Source organism: Mesorhizobium sp. WSM4906 (genome assembly GCF_029674625.1).
Classification (GTDB): domain Bacteria; phylum Pseudomonadota; class Alphaproteobacteria; order Rhizobiales; family Rhizobiaceae; genus Mesorhizobium.
Map to the genome: position 1 here is coordinate 1,434,059 of NZ_CP121355.1, position 15,642 is coordinate 1,449,700.

Genomic DNA, 15,642 nt, shown 5'->3' on the forward strand with positions numbered 1-15,642 from the left:
CTGCACCATTGCCCCGTTGGGCGTTGGGGCGATAGCCAAATTACTTCTGCAGCTTTTCTCAGCGGATCGCTCACCCTCAGCTGATTTTCGTACCCCATTCTGGCACATCTCGGGCCTGGAACGGATGCCTTCCACTGCTACATTCGCTCGTTTCAATTGATGATAGAATTGATCGGCACACAACGCGATGTCATCGCTGAGAGCATAGGTTATGAAGTCGAAACCCGATCCCGTGCAACTCGACAGTTGGGACCTGCGGATCCTCTCCGAAATTCAGGCAGACGGTCGGATTTCAAAAAGTGAGCTTGCAAAACGAGTTCATCTTTCGGCGTCCGCCTGTTCGGAGCGGCTCCGAGCACTCAAGGCCGCGGGGATTATTGAGGGATTTTATGCGCGGCTGAGTCCTGCCCTCATCGGCGGCATGATCTTTGTGATGGTGGAGGTCGTGCTGGATCGTCATCGTCTTGAGGACCAACGACACTTCGAAACTGCTATCCAAGACATTCCGGAAATCCTGGACTGCTGGGCAATTGGGGGGCGCGTGGATTATCTGATGCGGGTCGCATCTCGTTCTATGGCCGCCTATCAGGATTTCATGGAGGGACTGCTGCAGGCAGGCTTGGGGATTGATCAATACTATAGCCTTGTCGTCACGAAACCAGTGAAGTCCAATTCACCGATACCTTTGTCCGCCCTGAGGCAACGGTAACCCAAAAGCTAAGTTTCAACGGCGTTTGGCACGGATCCCGTAGATTCGTCGGCAAAAGGCACCCATTCCGACGAAACTCAAGGGACATTTGCGGTATACTAATTGCTGGAAAAAGGTGGCCGAGCGCTATCCGCCAGTTGATCGCGAGCAAGGACGATGCGCTTGAGCAATCTGGAACCGATCTATTCCAGGAGAGGATCGAAGCAGCCATCGGACGCACTTGCCCAGCACGGTTACGGCGAGAAGCCAAACCGGATCGTGCCTGGTTGAGGAGGCGTCCATATCTAAGATGCGAAGTGCCGAAAAATGCCTCTACCGCTACTTCAAGGGGGGAACTTTCGCCCTGGATTGGCGATCAGTGGCGATTGAGCTTAGTCGCGGTCAGCGCATCCGTGTAGGGGGCGAAATCTACAGCGAGGGTTTGGCAAGCCGACGGGTAGCGGGAGTGCAAGCTGGCCCGCTCGGCCTTGGCGACCAACCCGGCCCTCGACGCCTGCGGACATTCGGAGATCGCGTTTTTACGTCCTAAGTTCGTTGCTGTTCGAGATTAGGAGATCGTCTGTCCTGTTTGACATTGCTGGTCTCCGCAGCCTTCTAAGCGAGGAGCATGGCTGTGCCGGGATCGCGTAGGTGGGTGACAAGGCCGGTCACTCCTGCCACCCGACGTGGTCTTTGAGAAGGTGGAGGTTGCGCTACCGGCTGGAGAGCATGGTGCCAGTTTTCACAAGACAAGGGTCGCTTAATCGAATGGGCGTCAAGTTCATAGATTGCGAACAGATCATGGGGGGATTTGAATAGTGCTACTGACCGAGGCAGAGCTGAAAAGAGTTGCGAATGCCAGTCGAGGACATAGAGCCGCATCGATCGTTCTAAAGGAAGAGACGGCCGCAGCTACAGCCAGATCGTCATTCGACGTTTTTCTGTCACATTCTTTCAAGGACGCAGAGATCGTTCTCGGTGTGAAGCGAATTTTCGAGGAGCTTGGGTTCACTGCTTACGTAGATTGGGTCGAAGATTCACAACTGGACCGCACAAAAGTCTCCTCGGCCACCGCCGAGTTGCTGCGGACCCGTATGAGGCAGTCAAAGACGCTAATCTATGTGCATTCAAACAATTCTCCAGGATCCAGATGGATGCCTTGGGAGCTTGGCTTTTTCGATGGGTTTCGGACCGCGGTAGCGGTTCTGCCCGTGGCAAAAAATTCTTCGGAAACATTCTCCGGGCAAGAATTTTTGGGCCTATACCCTTACATTGATGGGACAGGACCTGCATTCCTGTTTATGAACAGAGGGACCGCGCCTCGCTCAAGAATAGGCTCTGTAAGCTCGACTGCTAACCTCACGTTTGCCAAATCCTGGCTTAAAGAATTTACCGCCACAAAATAGACTGGTGTGCTTCAAAAATGAAATATCCTGGACTCTATAATAGCGCCGACGTGGCATCCAACGAGCAGCAGGCGACGTTTCTGCGCCTGATCCGGGCAGAGTACGTTCTTCTTTTTTTAGCGTCGGTGCTCTCTTTGGACTTGTCGCCATCAAAAGCCTATTTCGGTGTCTATGCTGCGGTATTTCTTTGCTCAATGGGAGTCCTCATTTTCCGGTCGGTCACAAAGCCCGAGCAGGTCTGGTATCAGGCTCGAGCTCTGGCAGAGTCGGTGAAGACATTGACTTGGCGCTTCGCGATGCGAGCACAGCCGTTCGATGACGCGCGCGCCGCTGACGCCAGAGCTGATTTTCGAAAGCTCATGGAAGGTATCCTTGATAGCAATCGTCACCTTGGTAGCGCGTTGAGCGGCACCGATTCAGCATCCCCCCAAACAACCGACCAGATGATGTCGATAAGGGACTCCCCGCTAAAAGAAAGAAAAGACCTATATCTGCAGAGACGAATCTGCGACCAACGGAAGTGGTACGAGAAGAAGGCGCGCTCGAACAAGAGGTCCGCGAAAGTCTGGATGGGCCTTGGTATTTTTGCATACGCTCTGGGATTCTCGTTCATCGTAGTACGCATCGCTGACCCCGCGATGCCAGGCTGGCCGACCGAGCCGCTAATTGTCATCGCCGCCTCCCTTATTGGGTGGACCCAGATCAAGAAATTTAACGAATTGGCATCGGCTTACACGTTGACAGCTCACGAGATCGGCTTGACTGCCGACCTTATTACGGACGCCAACTCGGATGAGGCATTCTCCGCCGCGGTGAACGAAGCCGAACTGGCTTTCTCACGGGAGCACACCCAGTGGGTTGCTCGTCAAAACAACTAAGAGACAACAATGGCATACAGCGATCCGACCTATGTAATATTTGACGGCGATGAAGACGCTTGGGCATACCGCTTTATGAAAGGGTGGAACGCCAGCGAGAATGTGAGTTTTGAATTCGCGAACGCTCACGATCTGGACAATATGACGAGCCGAGCACAGGACGAAGATTATGTTAAACGCAATCTTCGCAACAGAATGAATGGATCGAGCCAGGTACTTGTCCTGATCGGTGAGAAGACGAAAAACCTTTTTCGCTTCGTGCGCTGGGAAATGGAATTGGCTCTTGATCTAGGTCTGCCGATAATCGCAGCAAACCTTAACGGCTCGCGGCAACAAGATGTGAGCTGTCCGCCTATCATCAGGGACAAATGTGTTGTGCACGTGCCGTTCAAGATGAAGGCCATCAAGCACGCGCTAGCCAATTGGCCGAGCGAATTTCATCGGCTTTCAAACGCTCAGCGTGGCGATGGCGCCAGGAGCTATGGCGAAAGCACCTATCGCGATCTCGGCTTATAATCGCCACCTAAAAGCACTTAGCCGCCCAAACATCCTCGCCATCCGCTGGCGGCGACTAGCCTTAGCAACGTCCGCCAGCGTGTTCCGAGCTTGCCGAGCGATGATAAGAAGAGCACGACGTCCGATTTGCTGAGTTTGGCTGAAAGCTGCAGGTCATGTGCAACCTATTAGAGGAGCCCCGCTCGAAGCGTCGGATCGTCAGACAAGATCATGTCGCGCGAGGGCGCTGGTTTCGCGAGGAAAAGGAGCGGCTGTTCGATGTTTGAGGCTTGATCCAGCGTTTCGAGACTGCACGAGCGGCCAGCATTGATGGAGGCAGCTTTTCAGGCCGCGCAATTCTGTCGGCTCGCCCCCTCCTGCGAGCCGCAGCTCGGCTCGCCCTGCGCAGCAACCACGAATTTGCGATCGCAAGAAAGGCAACACGCTGACGATAGAACTTGGCGGCGCTGGTCGGCTGCGAATCAAGATGTCAATGGCAAGGAGCTCTCGCCGCGCGTCTTTGCCGGGCCGAACCTTCTGGCTATGCTCCTTCGAGAAGTCTGCCGAGCACCAGCCGCCGCACCGCCAAAGCTATCAATATGCGCGAGGGCACGACCTCAGCCTCTCAGCGCTGGCCAACCAGGTTGGAGCCTGTGCCGCGGCACGGAACCCGCTGCCTGCTGATCGAGGCGAATGTGCTTTGCCCCTGATCACCTCATTACCACCCTTGGGAAGGGCAAGACCGATCCGGACCGTCAGAATGTAAGGGATGACCGGCAGTTCGGCGGAACATGGCCGCCGGCGCTCTATCGTGCCTCGCGCGGCCGGCGGGAACAGCGTCCCGAGCGCTATTCATCCGTCAATATCGCCCGCTAATCGGGCACTATGCTGGGCGCATGCGCGTCGTAAGCTGTTCGTGTTTGCAGGACGCGCCCCCGACCCTCGGCTAAGGCGAAGGTGACGCCTTAGTTTTCACGGCAATTCGGGCCGATCCCGCGAATTTCACGGCGAATAACCTGCATTCCCGAGAAACTCAAGGGACGTTTCCGGTATGCTATTTGCTAAACAGGTGGCTGGCCGAGTGCCCTCCGCCAATTTATCGCGAGGAGAGGGACATGCGCTTGAGCAATCTGGGAACCGAGCAACTCCGGGAGAAGGATAGAAGCTTCGTCTTCCATCCTTCTACGCATCTGGCCAAGCACAGCCGAGGCGAAACGCCAAATAGGATTATGGCCGGTGCGGAAGGCGTCTATATCTGGGACACCGAAGGCCGAAGGAGCCTCGACGGTTTCGGAGGACTCTACTGCGTCAACATGGGATATGGATGCACGGAGATCGCCGAGGCCATTGCCAGGCAAGCACACGAATTGCCGTTCGCGCACGTCTATGCCAGCCAAGGTACGGAGCCGGTCGCCCTGTTGGCAGAGGCCGTGGTCGAGTATTTCGGTCAGAACATGCGAAGGGTCTATTTCGGCCTCTCCGGTTCCGATGCCAACGAAACCAACATCAAGCTGGTCTGGTACTATAATAACATTCTTGGCCGGCCCGAAAAGAAAAAGATCATCTCGCGAAATCGCGGCTATCACGGGTCTGGATTGGTCACGGGTAGCCTAACTGGCCTTCCCTTCTTTCACAATTTCTTCGACCTGCCTCTGGATTTGGTGCGCCATACAACCACGCCGCACTATTACCGCCAGGCGCGTGTCGAGGAGAGCGAGGAAGCGTTCTCCCGGCGCTGTGCCGATGAGCTTGAAGCCTTGATCCTGGCCGAAGGACCGGAAACGGTTGCAGCTTTTATCGGAGAGCCGGTACTTGGGACAGGAGGTATTGTGCCGCCCCCCAAAGGGTACTGGACGTCCATTCAAGCGGTGCTCGACAAATACGATATCCTTCTAATCGCGGATGAAGTGGTCTGTGGCTTCGCGCGAACCGGCGAGAAGTTCGGTTCCCACCTGTATAACATGCGTCCGGATTTCGTGACCATCGCAAAGGGTTTGAGTTCCGCCTACCTCCCCATCTCCGGGTCAATCATTGGCGACCGTGTCTGGTCGGTTTTGGAACAAGGAACTGAGAAGCACGGCGCACTCGGCCACGGCTGGACATATTCGGGGCACACGCTTTGTGCCGCAGCCGCGCTCGCCAATATTCGACTGCTTAAAGAAAAAAATATTCTGGAGCATGTCCGCGATGTTGGACCGTATTGGCAAGACCGGATGAAGGCCGAGCTGGCGGGACATCCCATCGTTGGTGAAGTTCGCGGAGTGGGTATCCTGTCGGCCGTAGAGATGATGCGGGACCCAAAACAAAGGATACCATTCGAACCCGACCTTCAGGTCGGGGTGCGCACTGCAGCTGCTCTGTTTGAGAATGGTGTCATCGGACGGGCCATGCCGCATGGCGACATCCTCGGTTATGCCCCCCCCCTGATCATTACCCGAAAAGAGATCGACATCATTGTCGACGCGACGGTAAAGTCGGTCGATACCACCTATCGCGCGCTGAAGGCCGAGGGTGCCGTATGATTTTGCGATCGCGAAGGAGCGAGTCCGGAGGCAGGCATGTCCCTGCGCGCTACTGCGCCGAGCAGACCCAAAACTGTTGAATTCCAGATATCTGATCTTGAGCATGCTCCGGGCTATTTCAGTCACGATTTGTAACCGAATCAGTTCTGCCGCCGCTGTCCTGTTGCCCAACGACCAGGACCTCTGTGCGGCGCGCCCTGCGGGTGTACCTCCCCGCCGGCAGGGCGCCCTTTTTGACCCACGTAATCAGTATCATTATGGCCCGTGCGGGATCGAGGGTCTGGTAAAGGTCATCTGCACGTTCCGATGCAGATTGAGCTTAGACGTGCCCTTTACATCATTGCAGCGGGCCATAATCATTGCGGTGAATTTTATCACGTCAGGTATATAGAAGGACGATACTCACACGCCACCCCGTTCACAAGGAAAGGCATTTTAATATTGTTGAGACGATTTGCCTATCAAAGAAAAGAAAGCATCGCAACACTTCTTTGCGGATCACGGCGCCCCGGGTGGGGGATGAGCGGCTATCCGAATTGTTATGCTAATGCCGACCCAAATTCCTGCAAAAGCTGGGGTCAATGATGGCTTTTGGTCAGCGCAGGATGATTTCTCCTGATTTGGTCGGTGCAGGGGCGGTCATGATTTAATGCATGGAGATTCTCTGATTGAGCTGTTGAGATCATGAGGCGTCTGCCAGACGCCCATCGGGTGAGCCCAGCATGATTGGGATGACCGACGAAGATCGAAAGTGTGGCAGCATTCTGGAGCCCGGTCAGCCCAGCGACGCCCGCGAATTCAATCACGTTTGTCGGGACATACACGACGCAGCCGGAAGGCGTGCAGAAAGAGGAAGAATCGAGCGCGACGATGACGAGGCACATGCCACTTGTTTTCGAGACATTCCTTGAAAGACTGTCACAGAGTATCGATGAGGCAGATTTCCGGGATGCCATGGCTGAGGCGGCCGGACGACTTGACCTAATCTTCTTTGCCTACCTCTCCTTGCCAGCACGGCCTTCCGGCAAACCGAGGTTAATTTCAAACTATCCACCCCGCTGGACCAGACAGTATCTGGAAAATCAGTATGAGAAACTCGATCCTGTGGTCTTGCGTGCTCGAAATGGCGGCTGCCCGTTTCACTGGGGATCGAATTTGGGAGGCGATAAAATGTCGCCGGCTCAACAGCAGCTATTCGATGAGGCGGCTCAATTCAGCATCTGCTGCGGTTTGACGATCCCAATTGTCGATCTCCGCGGCCGCATCGCTGCGGTTACTTTTGCCGCCGATGAGCCTCGTCCAGTATTTCTTCGGGTCGCTGAGCGGTACGAACAAGCTCTTCAACTGATGGCGGCCTGCTTTCATCGTTGCGTTCGCCGCAAATTGCCGAGCGATCGAACAGTGGATGGGGTTTCGCTGACATCCCGCGAATATGAGTGCCTGAGGTGGGCAGCGCGGGGTAATTCAGCCTGGGTGACCGGCCGCATCTTGGGTATCAAGCCACGCACGATCGCTTTTCATTTGGACAATGCCAAGAAGAAGCTAGGCGTGCGAACCCAAAATCAGGCTATAGCCCTTTTGGGGTCCGAAGGGTCCTCAATTGTCTGAGAAGCTTTTTGATCCCCTTGTGCTCGGGCCATTCGATCGCGCGCTTTGTATCGAGCGTTGACTGGATGCCGAGATCTTCTGTTCCGCCGGCTCGGGCGATGCAGCCGTATTCTTCCAGTCCGCGCCGGTGATCATAGTCTATGGGTGCTCGAGCGGGTGTGTCGTCGCTGACGAGCTAGTTGTGGAGCCTCAACAGGTTGTCCTCGGTTAGAGCGAGGCGACTGATAGGTGTTTTGGACTTTAGGCTCCCGTGGGGACGGTGCCAATTGTATCTGTGCAGCCAGACCGGCAACTCTGCGGCGCGGTGATCTGAAGTCGGATAAGCGATGGCATAAGCCCATTCGCGCAGTGCTGTCTGGATGAAGCGCTCGGCCTTGCCATTGGTCTTGGGTGTATAGGGTCTTGTCCTGACGTGCTTGAGGCCGAGATCGCGGCAGGCCTTGGCGAAGGCCTTTGATCTGTAGCAGGAGCCGTTGTCGGTCATGACGCGGGCTATCGTGACGCCGAGGCTGGCGTAGTAGGCCACCGCCGCCTTGAGGAAGGCGATGGCGCTTTCTTTTTTCTCGTCGGGCAGGATCTGCGAGAAGGCGATGCGGGAGGCGTCGTCGATGCAGACATGGACGAACTCCCAACTGCTGCCGCGCGAGCTGGCATTGCCGGTGCGCTTGCCGGTAATGCGATGACCGATGCGCTCGAAACGACCGAGCTTCTTGATATCGATATGGATCATCTCGCCAGGATGCTCGCGCTCGTAGCGTCGGATCGGCTCGGCCGGTTCGATATCCCGCAACCGCGACAGTCCGGCACGCTTGAGAACCCGGCTAACGGTGGCGGGCGAGACGCCGACCTCATGGGCGATGTGCTTGCCGGTCCAACGTTGCCGCCGCAGCGCCATGATGCGCTCGGCGATCAACGCAGCGGTGGCCTGCGGCATATTGGCGGGCCGCGAGGAACGGTCGATCATGCCGGCCCGCCCTTCGGACTTGTAGCGCTCGACCCAGCGCGCCACGATCTTGGCCGACACGCCGTAGACACGCGCCGCATGGGCTTTGGAGAAAGCGCCTTCTATCACCGACAGCGCCATCTCCTCTCGACGCAGCGGTGTGAGACGGGCATTCTTATGGATGTTCATTCGGACCCTCCGGTGAGTGCTGAAGCTTGGTAACTCCAGTCTCCCCGGTCCGGTCCGAATGGACAACCTCCCGAAAGCTCACAGCTAGTCGTGCGGTTATATAGTTTCCGAGGATGGCCCGCTTGCATACCTGCCTGCCGGTAATCTCTAACCCTTGACTTAGGGCGATGGCTATCGGTTATGCGGCTTGAAAGCGAAGAGGTGGACCCTTCGTCGAGCGCCGGTACGATATGGAGTGCTGCTCCGGGCTAATACCCATCCAGACAGAGCGGAACCTTCTATCACGTCAGACGCTCGGACAGTTGCCAAACCCCGATTTCCTGGGAACTGAATTGTGCTCGCCACCGGGTCCATTTTGCCGGCGCGTCTGTGGTGCAGGCCCCGATCAGCCTGACCAATGGCACAGGAACGCTTCTATGACCGAGCACTGCGAATTTGTCAGCTGGCGAACAATTCCTTGTAGCCGCTCGTCACCATCCAGTTCGCACGGTCGAGATGACTACGAAGCGCCTTCCTGGCGCGCTCCGGTTCAAGTGCCGGATCAATGCCGAGGATCAGTTGGGCCATTTCCTCTTCGGGCGCCTCATCGGCTGAGGCGTCCAGGAGCCTCATATAGATGGTAAAGTGCGCCCTGTCGTAGGCGGTAAGACGGTCAGACCAAGGGACTTCGTCGAGCAGTGTTGAGCTTTGAGTCCTATCTGTTCCCGTTGATTGATTCATGTCTGCCGCGAACCTCGCATGTTGATCGCTGGATCCAAGGCAGAATATCCCAAAATGGGATAATCCGAAACGGGGATTAGTCGCTGAGCCGGTCTCTACCTGCCGGTTCACCTAAATGCCCAAATCTCTTCGATCTCCCCGCCACCAGCGGTTTCTGGCCCAGTTGATCTCACTGCGCAATGTCAAAGGGCTGACGCAGGCGCAGGTGGCTGAGAAGCTTGGTCGTCCGCAATCTTTCGTGGCGAAATATGAGGGTGGCGAACGGCGTCTCGATGTCATTGAGTTTCTCGACGTAACTGCGGCCCTCGATGCTGATCCGTGTGAGATTCTGTTGAGCCTGCGCACGTAGTGGGCGCCCGCGCCCATCACCGCGCGTGCCGTGTGCCGGTGGGTCGAGCCCCGATTTTCTTGGCTCTGGCGTCTCGACCATTCCGCTGCGCCTCCTAGCGCGTCGTTAGACTCTCGCAATTCGCTCTGTTTTGTGCCTTTCTCAGCAGGTGGCGCCGCATCCTTCTAGGCCCGCCGCGGCGTCCCGCAACCCTTAGCCAGCTGTGAGCTTTCAGTAGGTTGTCCATCCGGCCCTTCGGATGCGGTGCGGCTCAGACGGCGGACCCGTTCCTGTCATGATTCGCCGCCGCACCCATTCCTGGGAAGCAGCCATTGGCGAGCGGAGGACAAAATGATGAGACAGCGAAGCGCTGGGCCATCCGCGCTGTGGTGATACGTCGATGCATGGCGGTTGCGCGACTTCGTTGCTTGAAGCGAAGCGACCGCACCGCCCATTTCGTCAACTGGCGAACAAATCCTTGTAGCCGCTCGTCACCACCCAGTTTGCACGGTCGAGATGACTGCGAAGAACGTTGCGTGCGCGCTCAGGTTCGCGTGCCGGATCAATGCCGAGGATCACTTTGGCCATTTCCTCTTCAGTGGCGTTGTCGGCCGAGGCGTCCAGGAGCCTCATATAGGTTGTAAAGTGGTCCTTGTCGTAGGCTGTAATGCGGTCCGACCAGGGGACCTCGTCGGCGAACGGCGTGTTCGATCTGGGCTGCAACATCGCTAATTCTATCTCCGGCCAATGGACCCGCGAAGCCCTGTGCCTGCTAAATGTGGATTACATATTATAGTTGATAAACTCAAGCCGCCTGATCCGCTGGCTTGCGTGCATGGATATGCGCAAGTTGGTCGGACGGAATGTGCAGAGGATCAGGCAAAGGAAGCGCCTGACGCAGGAGCAGCTTGCGGAGATTTCCGGGTTCAGTCAGCAGTACATCAGCGGCTTGGAGAAAGGCCGAAGAAATCCGACAATTATCACGATCTATGAACTGGCATTGGCCCTCGGCGTCAGCCACATGGATCTGGTTCGGCCCGACAAACAGGCATGATACACCCGCCCTCCAAGTAGCTGGCCGCCTGATGGCGCGCGCCGGGTGCTCGTGAACCCAGGCTTTTCTTAGGGTCCCCCGGCAGCCCCTGCCATTTGGCTCGCCCTGGCCCGGCGCACCCTATTGGACAGTCGGCCGCTGCGGTTTTTGTCAGCCTTTCCTGGGGCGGTCGGCATTGCCTTTTAGGCCCGCCGCGGCCTCCCGCAACCTTCGCTCTCGCTTCAGGTCCTTCTCTTGGTTACGATCCTTCGGATGCGGTTCGCCTCTTTCAGCGGGCCTAATCGCTTTCTGCCGCCCACCCCACGGGGACAGCCACGCGAGACTAGTATGGAGCGTTGCGGTTAGCGCACGAACAGCAAAGGAACTGAAAAAACAGGCAACTGTCGAAGCATGGCTGAACCAGCCATCGTGTCGGCATCTTGGAGCCGCGTGTTCGCCTTGAGGCCCTGCCGGTAGGATCCCTGCAGTTGAAGTCATTGTCGGCATTCTGACAACAATGGACATGAACCGCCGAACTATCAAGGCGACCAGGTTGTTGTCTAGCAATGGTTTTCCGAATCGGCACGGCACTTGCGTTACCAAAAACAAGTACGCCGCGGCACGGATCGCCCAAGAGGCTGAACGACCTGATCTGTTTGACCCTCGCAGCAGGGGTGGATGGCTAACACAAAGGAAACTTTGAAGGTGGACGTTTTCGAAAGTTCTCCAATACCTGTCAGGAAAACACGGACGCCATCTTTCTCGGTGGATCTAGCCTTGCTGGGAGTCGCATTCGTTTGGGGGGCGAGCTATCCGGTCGGGAAAGGCGCACTGTTCTACGCGCCGGTTTCGATACTTGTTCTTTATCGCTTCCTGATTACTACGATCATTACGGCAGTGGCTGCAAGACATGAGATCGCATTGGTCTCCTGGGGCGATTTCATCCGCGGCTTCGCATTGGGAACAATACTTTTTTGCATCTTTATTGCTGAAACTTACGGCGTTGCATCGACAAGCGCAATGAACACGGCCTTGATCATATCGCTTTGTGTGATTTTCACGCCGAGCATCGACTATGGGCTATCACGGCGACTTCCACCTACGGGCATTTTGGCAAGTGCTGCCATAGCGTGCATCGGTGTCGGCATTCTCACTGGCGGGATCAGCAGGTTCAGCCCGGGTGACGCGCTTGTCTTGGGGGCCGCGATTCTGCGAGCGGTTATGGTCGTTTCCACCAAACGCCTTCTGGCCGGCCGGCAGATTTCATCTGCAGCCCTGACGGCCATCCAAGGATCGACGGTGGCAACACTTACTTTCGTTTTGGCCGTCGCTCAGTTCGGAATTTCAGGCCTTGTTGTGAGGGCCACCCTTCAGTTTTGGGGCGCTGTTGCCTTCCTTGCACTCTTCTGCACCCTCGCTGCATTCTACATTCAAAATGCCGCAGTGAGAAAATCCACACCGACACGGGTTGGCTTCTTGATGGGAACAGAACCTTTTTTTGGTTTCGTTCTAGCGCACCTTCTTCTGAATGAGCCTTTGACAGTACCGAGCTTGATAGGCGCAGGCCTCGTCCTCGCTGCGACGTTTGCTGGCATCTGGTTTGAGAGCAGGACATCCAAATGAACCCCATCTTGGCTTCCACCAAACCCGCCATCGGCGGCATTTCGAGTTTTGAAGATCTGGAGGCTTTTCCGGACCGAACCGCACCAGTTGCAACCATGTTCAGCGGCGGTCTCGACAGCACCTATCTTCTCTACAAGCTGCAAAGCCTTGGCTTTGCGAACATTGAAGCTGTCGCAGCGGATGTCGGAACGCGCATCGATCAGCCTTTGTTGGAACGGACGGCAGCCATGTTCGGCGCGCGCTTTGTCTGCCTCGAAGGGCGGGATGCCTTTGTCGAACAAGGCGTGAAATCAGCCATTCGAGCCCACGCCAAGTACCTTGGCATCTATCCGTTGAGCAGTTCGTTGAGCCGTCCCATAATCGCATCTTTGGTTGTTAATCATGCTAGGTCAATCAACTCACGGCTGGTTCTTCATACAGCAAACCTTTCTCAAAACAGTCTTCCGCGCCTTAACAATAGCATTAAGCGCTCAGGATTTTCCGGCAACTTCGGCAGTCCGTATGAATGCTCTGTGATATCCCGACAACAGAAGACCTCCGACCTGTCCAAGTGTGGAGCGACTTTTGTGGCGGACCGCACGTGGAGCGCGGACGAAAACCTCTGGTGTCGGGAATTCGAGTCGGGGCCTTTGGAAGATCCCGAGAACTTTTCCATCCCCGAGGAGGCATTTGCTTGGACGCGCCACATTCCCGCAGAGCAGCCGGTAGAGATCAAACTCGGGTTTGCAGACGGAAGTCTCGTGTCAATTGATGACCGTGATGTTGCATTGGTCGACGCAATCCCGTTCCTGAATAACACGGTCGGCAAATTCGGGCACGGCCGCTTTGTCGGGCTTGAACACATCACAACCGGCCAAAAGGTTCTCGAAGTCCGCGAGGCCCCTGCCGCGGCCATTATCTTCGACGCGCTGCGTCACCTCGAAACCGCTTCTCTTGACGTGGCATCAATCGTTTTGAAGCAAGGGCTTGAGCAAGCCTGGTCCCAAGAGGCGGTTTCAGGTGCATGGGGCAGTACTATTCACCAGATGTGCGAACGGGCCATTGCATCCGCCCTCGAGGGCGTTAGCGGGAGCGTCAGCTACATAGTCGATCACACACGCTTTTTACCTCGGTCGATCCGAGCCAGGACGCCGAGATACATTAGGGACCGCGACCTTTGGGAATACCAAGCCGCAACCCACATAGCGTTGTCCAAAGCGTTCCGTCCTCGCCAAGTCACCAAAAGGGAGACACCCGTGGAAAACAACGCACCCCAGGCGCCGGCCAACCTCAGTCAACAATGCACTGACGGTCTGGTGACAAATGGATGGTGGTTTTCAAAAGGCGAGCGCGCCGAAGCCTGCTTTGGCATCGAAATTGATGCAGCCTGGAAGAACTTTGCTGACCATTGGAATCGACTTCTTCTCGATGAATACATGCGTGACGGCGGAACATATCGTTACCGGCGCTATAGCGCTTTTGAATATGACGCGACTGACGGAATCTTTAGGCTCCTACCCCACGCCCCCTACGAACAATCAAAAAGTGTCAATCATCTGAATGGCGGCTTCAAGCGCCACTTCGAGCCCCTTGAAAACTCCTTTATAGACCATCCCGTCTTAGAAAAGATTCTGACAGGTTTCTGCAGAATTCTATGTGAAGCCGCCCGACATGATCGTTGGAATATCAAGATCCATCCCTACCGGATTGTCGCGCGCGATGGTGTAAATGGCAAACCGGCACCCGAGGGCCTTCACCAGGACGGGGTGGACTTCATTGCTTGCTATATGATTGGGCGGGTCAACGTCACCGGCGGCATGAGCATGATCACCGACGCCTCAAAGGAGTTCCTCGGCGAGGTCGAAATGAACTCCCCGAATGATTTTGTGATCTGCAACGACCGCGAAACCTTTCACGATGTATCGTCGATTGTGGCCGAAAACCTGAAAATGCCGTACGCTTATCGCGACGTCCTTGTGATCGCCTTCGAGAAATTATAACGCCCAGCGCGCCGAGAGCATTTTCAACAAGGTTCAATACTGCTTGGTATCCTCTCGGGTGTTCCTGGTGCGGGAACAATGCAGGATTAATTTCTTGCATCTAAACACCTAGATAGCAGTTTCGCCTCTCTGGTATGATGGTTTTTGGCCTCGCGGATCTCGCGTAATACGAATGACCGTGGACACCCCCGATCTTCGCAAGAAAGTGAGAAATTATCCTCATGCTGTCCGACGAGGTGGTCTGCGGCTTCGGAGGCACCGGGAACTGGTTTGGTAGCCAGACATTTGGGATGGAACCGGACATGCTCTCGATCGCCGGGGGGCTTTCATCCGGTCACCTGCCCATTGGCGGCGTCATTATCTCGACAAGATTTATCAATGCGCCGCTGACGAGGCCCACAAGGTCGGCGTGTTCGGTCACGGTTTCACCTACTCCGGTCATCCGGTGATAGCGGCCGTCGCCGCCGAGGCGATCAGGATCTACAGCGAGATCGATTTCGTGACCCAGGCGCGTCGTCTCGGCGATCACTTGCATGGAGCCCTCGCGGACGCGCTCGGCGACCATCCGCTTGTCGGTGAAGCCCGCGGCCGCGGCTTCATCGCGGGGGTTCAGATCGTCGAGGATCGTGCGCCCGTCGCGTCTTCGCGCCCGAGCTGAGGATCGGCGATGTCGAGCGGCGGTGCCGCGAGCACGGCGTCATGATCCGCAATATGGGAGAAGTGCTTGGAATCTGTCCGCCCTATATAATCACCGAAAGCGAGATCGACCCCTTGGTTGACGGCATTCGTTCTGCACTCGACGGCGCCGCTGCTGCGAATTCCCGGGTCGGTCGGGTGGCATGAGTTCCAGCATTAAGACCGACTGCTTCACTTCAGTGGATATTATCGAGCAAACGCTCACCCGAGGGGTGCACTTCATCCGTGTCCGGTACAAAACGTCACCCATGTCTCAGGTCGGGCACGCCGCTCGCCAACGACACCGAGTTCGGCCTCGCGGCCTACTTCTACACCGGCGATCTCGGTCGCGCCTTCCGCGTGATGGAAGGACTGAAGTACCGGCGTCAATGAAGGCCTGATCACCACGCCGGAGGTGCCGTTCCGCGGCGTCAAGGAATCGGGCCTCGGCAAGGAAGGCGGCCTCCAGGGCATCGTGGATTATCTCGACACCAAACATGTCTGCATCGGCGGTCTCGGCGTCTAGTGGTTCCCGCCTGACATAGGAGTCCAATC

General features: G+C 56.3%; 14 protein-coding genes and 2 pseudogenes. 13 read left to right on the plus strand and 3 right to left on the minus strand.

Annotated elements, in window-relative coordinates:
* Positions 1 to 211 precede the first annotated feature (211 nt).
* The 6 genes and pseudogenes from QAZ22_RS06745 to QAZ22_RS06770 all read left to right on the plus strand — a co-directional run bounded on the left by QAZ22_RS06745 (position 212) and on the right by QAZ22_RS06770 (position 7,597).
* Positions 212 to 709: an Lrp/AsnC family transcriptional regulator gene (locus tag QAZ22_RS06745; RefSeq protein ID WP_063169306.1), complete on the plus strand. Its 498-nt coding sequence runs from the start codon at positions 212 to 214 to the stop codon at positions 707 to 709.
* A 1,402-nt stretch (positions 710 to 2,111) separates the two neighbouring features.
* Complete coding sequence (locus tag QAZ22_RS06750) at positions 2,112 to 2,972, plus strand: DUF4231 domain-containing protein (protein ID WP_063169305.1); 861 nt, start codon at positions 2,112 to 2,114, stop codon at positions 2,970 to 2,972.
* Between the two features lie 9 nt (positions 2,973 to 2,981).
* A complete protein-coding gene (locus QAZ22_RS06755; RefSeq protein WP_063169304.1) occupies positions 2,982 to 3,488 on the plus strand; it encodes a TIR domain-containing protein in 507 nt (168 codons plus the stop codon).
* 483 nt (positions 3,489 to 3,971) lie between these two features.
* Positions 3,972 to 4,392, plus strand: a pseudogene (locus QAZ22_RS06760) (transposase); the annotation flags it as partial.
* A 190-nt stretch (positions 4,393 to 4,582) separates the two neighbouring features.
* Entirely contained in the window at positions 4,583 to 5,989 is a 1,407-nt protein-coding gene (locus QAZ22_RS06765) for an aminotransferase (protein ID WP_063169303.1), read from the plus strand.
* 870 nt (positions 5,990 to 6,859) lie between these two features.
* Positions 6,860 to 7,597: a LuxR family transcriptional regulator gene (locus tag QAZ22_RS06770; protein WP_082826574.1), complete on the plus strand. Its 738-nt coding sequence runs from the start codon at positions 6,860 to 6,862 to the stop codon at positions 7,595 to 7,597.
* Positions 7,598 to 7,772: 175 nt separating this feature from the next.
* Here QAZ22_RS06770 and QAZ22_RS06775 read toward each other — a convergent pair whose 3' ends face one another.
* Both QAZ22_RS06775 and QAZ22_RS06780 read right to left on the minus strand, forming a co-directional pair.
* Positions 7,773 to 8,729: an IS481 family transposase gene (locus QAZ22_RS06775; RefSeq protein ID WP_063169302.1), complete on the minus strand. Its 957-nt coding sequence runs from the start codon at positions 8,727 to 8,729 to the stop codon at positions 7,773 to 7,775.
* Between the two features lie 438 nt (positions 8,730 to 9,167).
* Positions 9,168 to 9,449: a DUF2285 domain-containing protein gene (locus QAZ22_RS06780; protein WP_063169301.1), complete on the minus strand. Its 282-nt coding sequence runs from the start codon at positions 9,447 to 9,449 to the stop codon at positions 9,168 to 9,170.
* 115 nt (positions 9,450 to 9,564) lie between these two features.
* On the opposite strand from QAZ22_RS06780, the gene QAZ22_RS06785 reads away from it, so the two are divergent.
* Positions 9,565 to 9,798, plus strand: coding sequence for a helix-turn-helix transcriptional regulator (locus tag QAZ22_RS06785; protein WP_082826573.1), 234 nt, complete (start codon positions 9,565 to 9,567; stop codon positions 9,796 to 9,798).
* A 438-nt stretch (positions 9,799 to 10,236) separates the two neighbouring features.
* On the opposite strand, the gene QAZ22_RS06790 is transcribed toward QAZ22_RS06785, so the two are convergent.
* Positions 10,237 to 10,503: a DUF2285 domain-containing protein gene (locus QAZ22_RS06790; RefSeq protein ID WP_063169299.1), complete on the minus strand. Its 267-nt coding sequence runs from the start codon at positions 10,501 to 10,503 to the stop codon at positions 10,237 to 10,239.
* Positions 10,504 to 10,612: 109 nt separating this feature from the next.
* Between QAZ22_RS06790 and QAZ22_RS06795 the strand changes: the two genes are divergently transcribed.
* The 6 genes and pseudogenes from QAZ22_RS06795 to QAZ22_RS06820 form a co-directional block, all read left to right on the plus strand.
* Positions 10,613 to 10,831, plus strand: a complete 219-nt coding sequence (locus QAZ22_RS06795; RefSeq protein ID WP_029354714.1) for a helix-turn-helix transcriptional regulator — start codon at positions 10,613 to 10,615, stop codon at positions 10,829 to 10,831.
* 657 nt (positions 10,832 to 11,488) lie between these two features.
* The gene (locus QAZ22_RS06800) at positions 11,489 to 12,433 is read left to right on the plus strand and encodes a DMT family transporter (RefSeq protein WP_082826572.1); all 945 of its coding nucleotides are present in this window, start codon (positions 11,489 to 11,491) and stop codon (positions 12,431 to 12,433) included.
* Positions 12,430 to 14,412, plus strand: coding sequence for an argininosuccinate synthase-related protein (locus QAZ22_RS06805; protein ID WP_063169298.1), 1,983 nt, complete (start codon positions 12,430 to 12,432; stop codon positions 14,410 to 14,412). Before QAZ22_RS06800 ends, QAZ22_RS06805 begins: the two co-directional genes overlap by 4 nt.
* Positions 14,413 to 14,633: 221 nt before the next feature.
* On the plus strand, positions 14,634 to 14,861 hold the full coding sequence (locus tag QAZ22_RS06810) for an aminotransferase class III-fold pyridoxal phosphate-dependent enzyme (protein WP_263485461.1): 228 nt from the start codon (positions 14,634 to 14,636) through the stop codon (positions 14,859 to 14,861).
* Positions 14,822 to 15,070, plus strand: a complete 249-nt coding sequence (locus QAZ22_RS06815) for an aminotransferase class III-fold pyridoxal phosphate-dependent enzyme (RefSeq protein WP_063169297.1) — start codon at positions 14,822 to 14,824, stop codon at positions 15,068 to 15,070. Before QAZ22_RS06810 ends, QAZ22_RS06815 begins: the two co-directional genes overlap by 40 nt.
* Positions 15,071 to 15,378: 308 nt before the next feature.
* Positions 15,379 to 15,613, plus strand: a pseudogene (locus QAZ22_RS06820) (aldehyde dehydrogenase family protein); the annotation flags it as partial.
* Between the last annotated feature and the right edge of the window lie 29 nt (positions 15,614 to 15,642).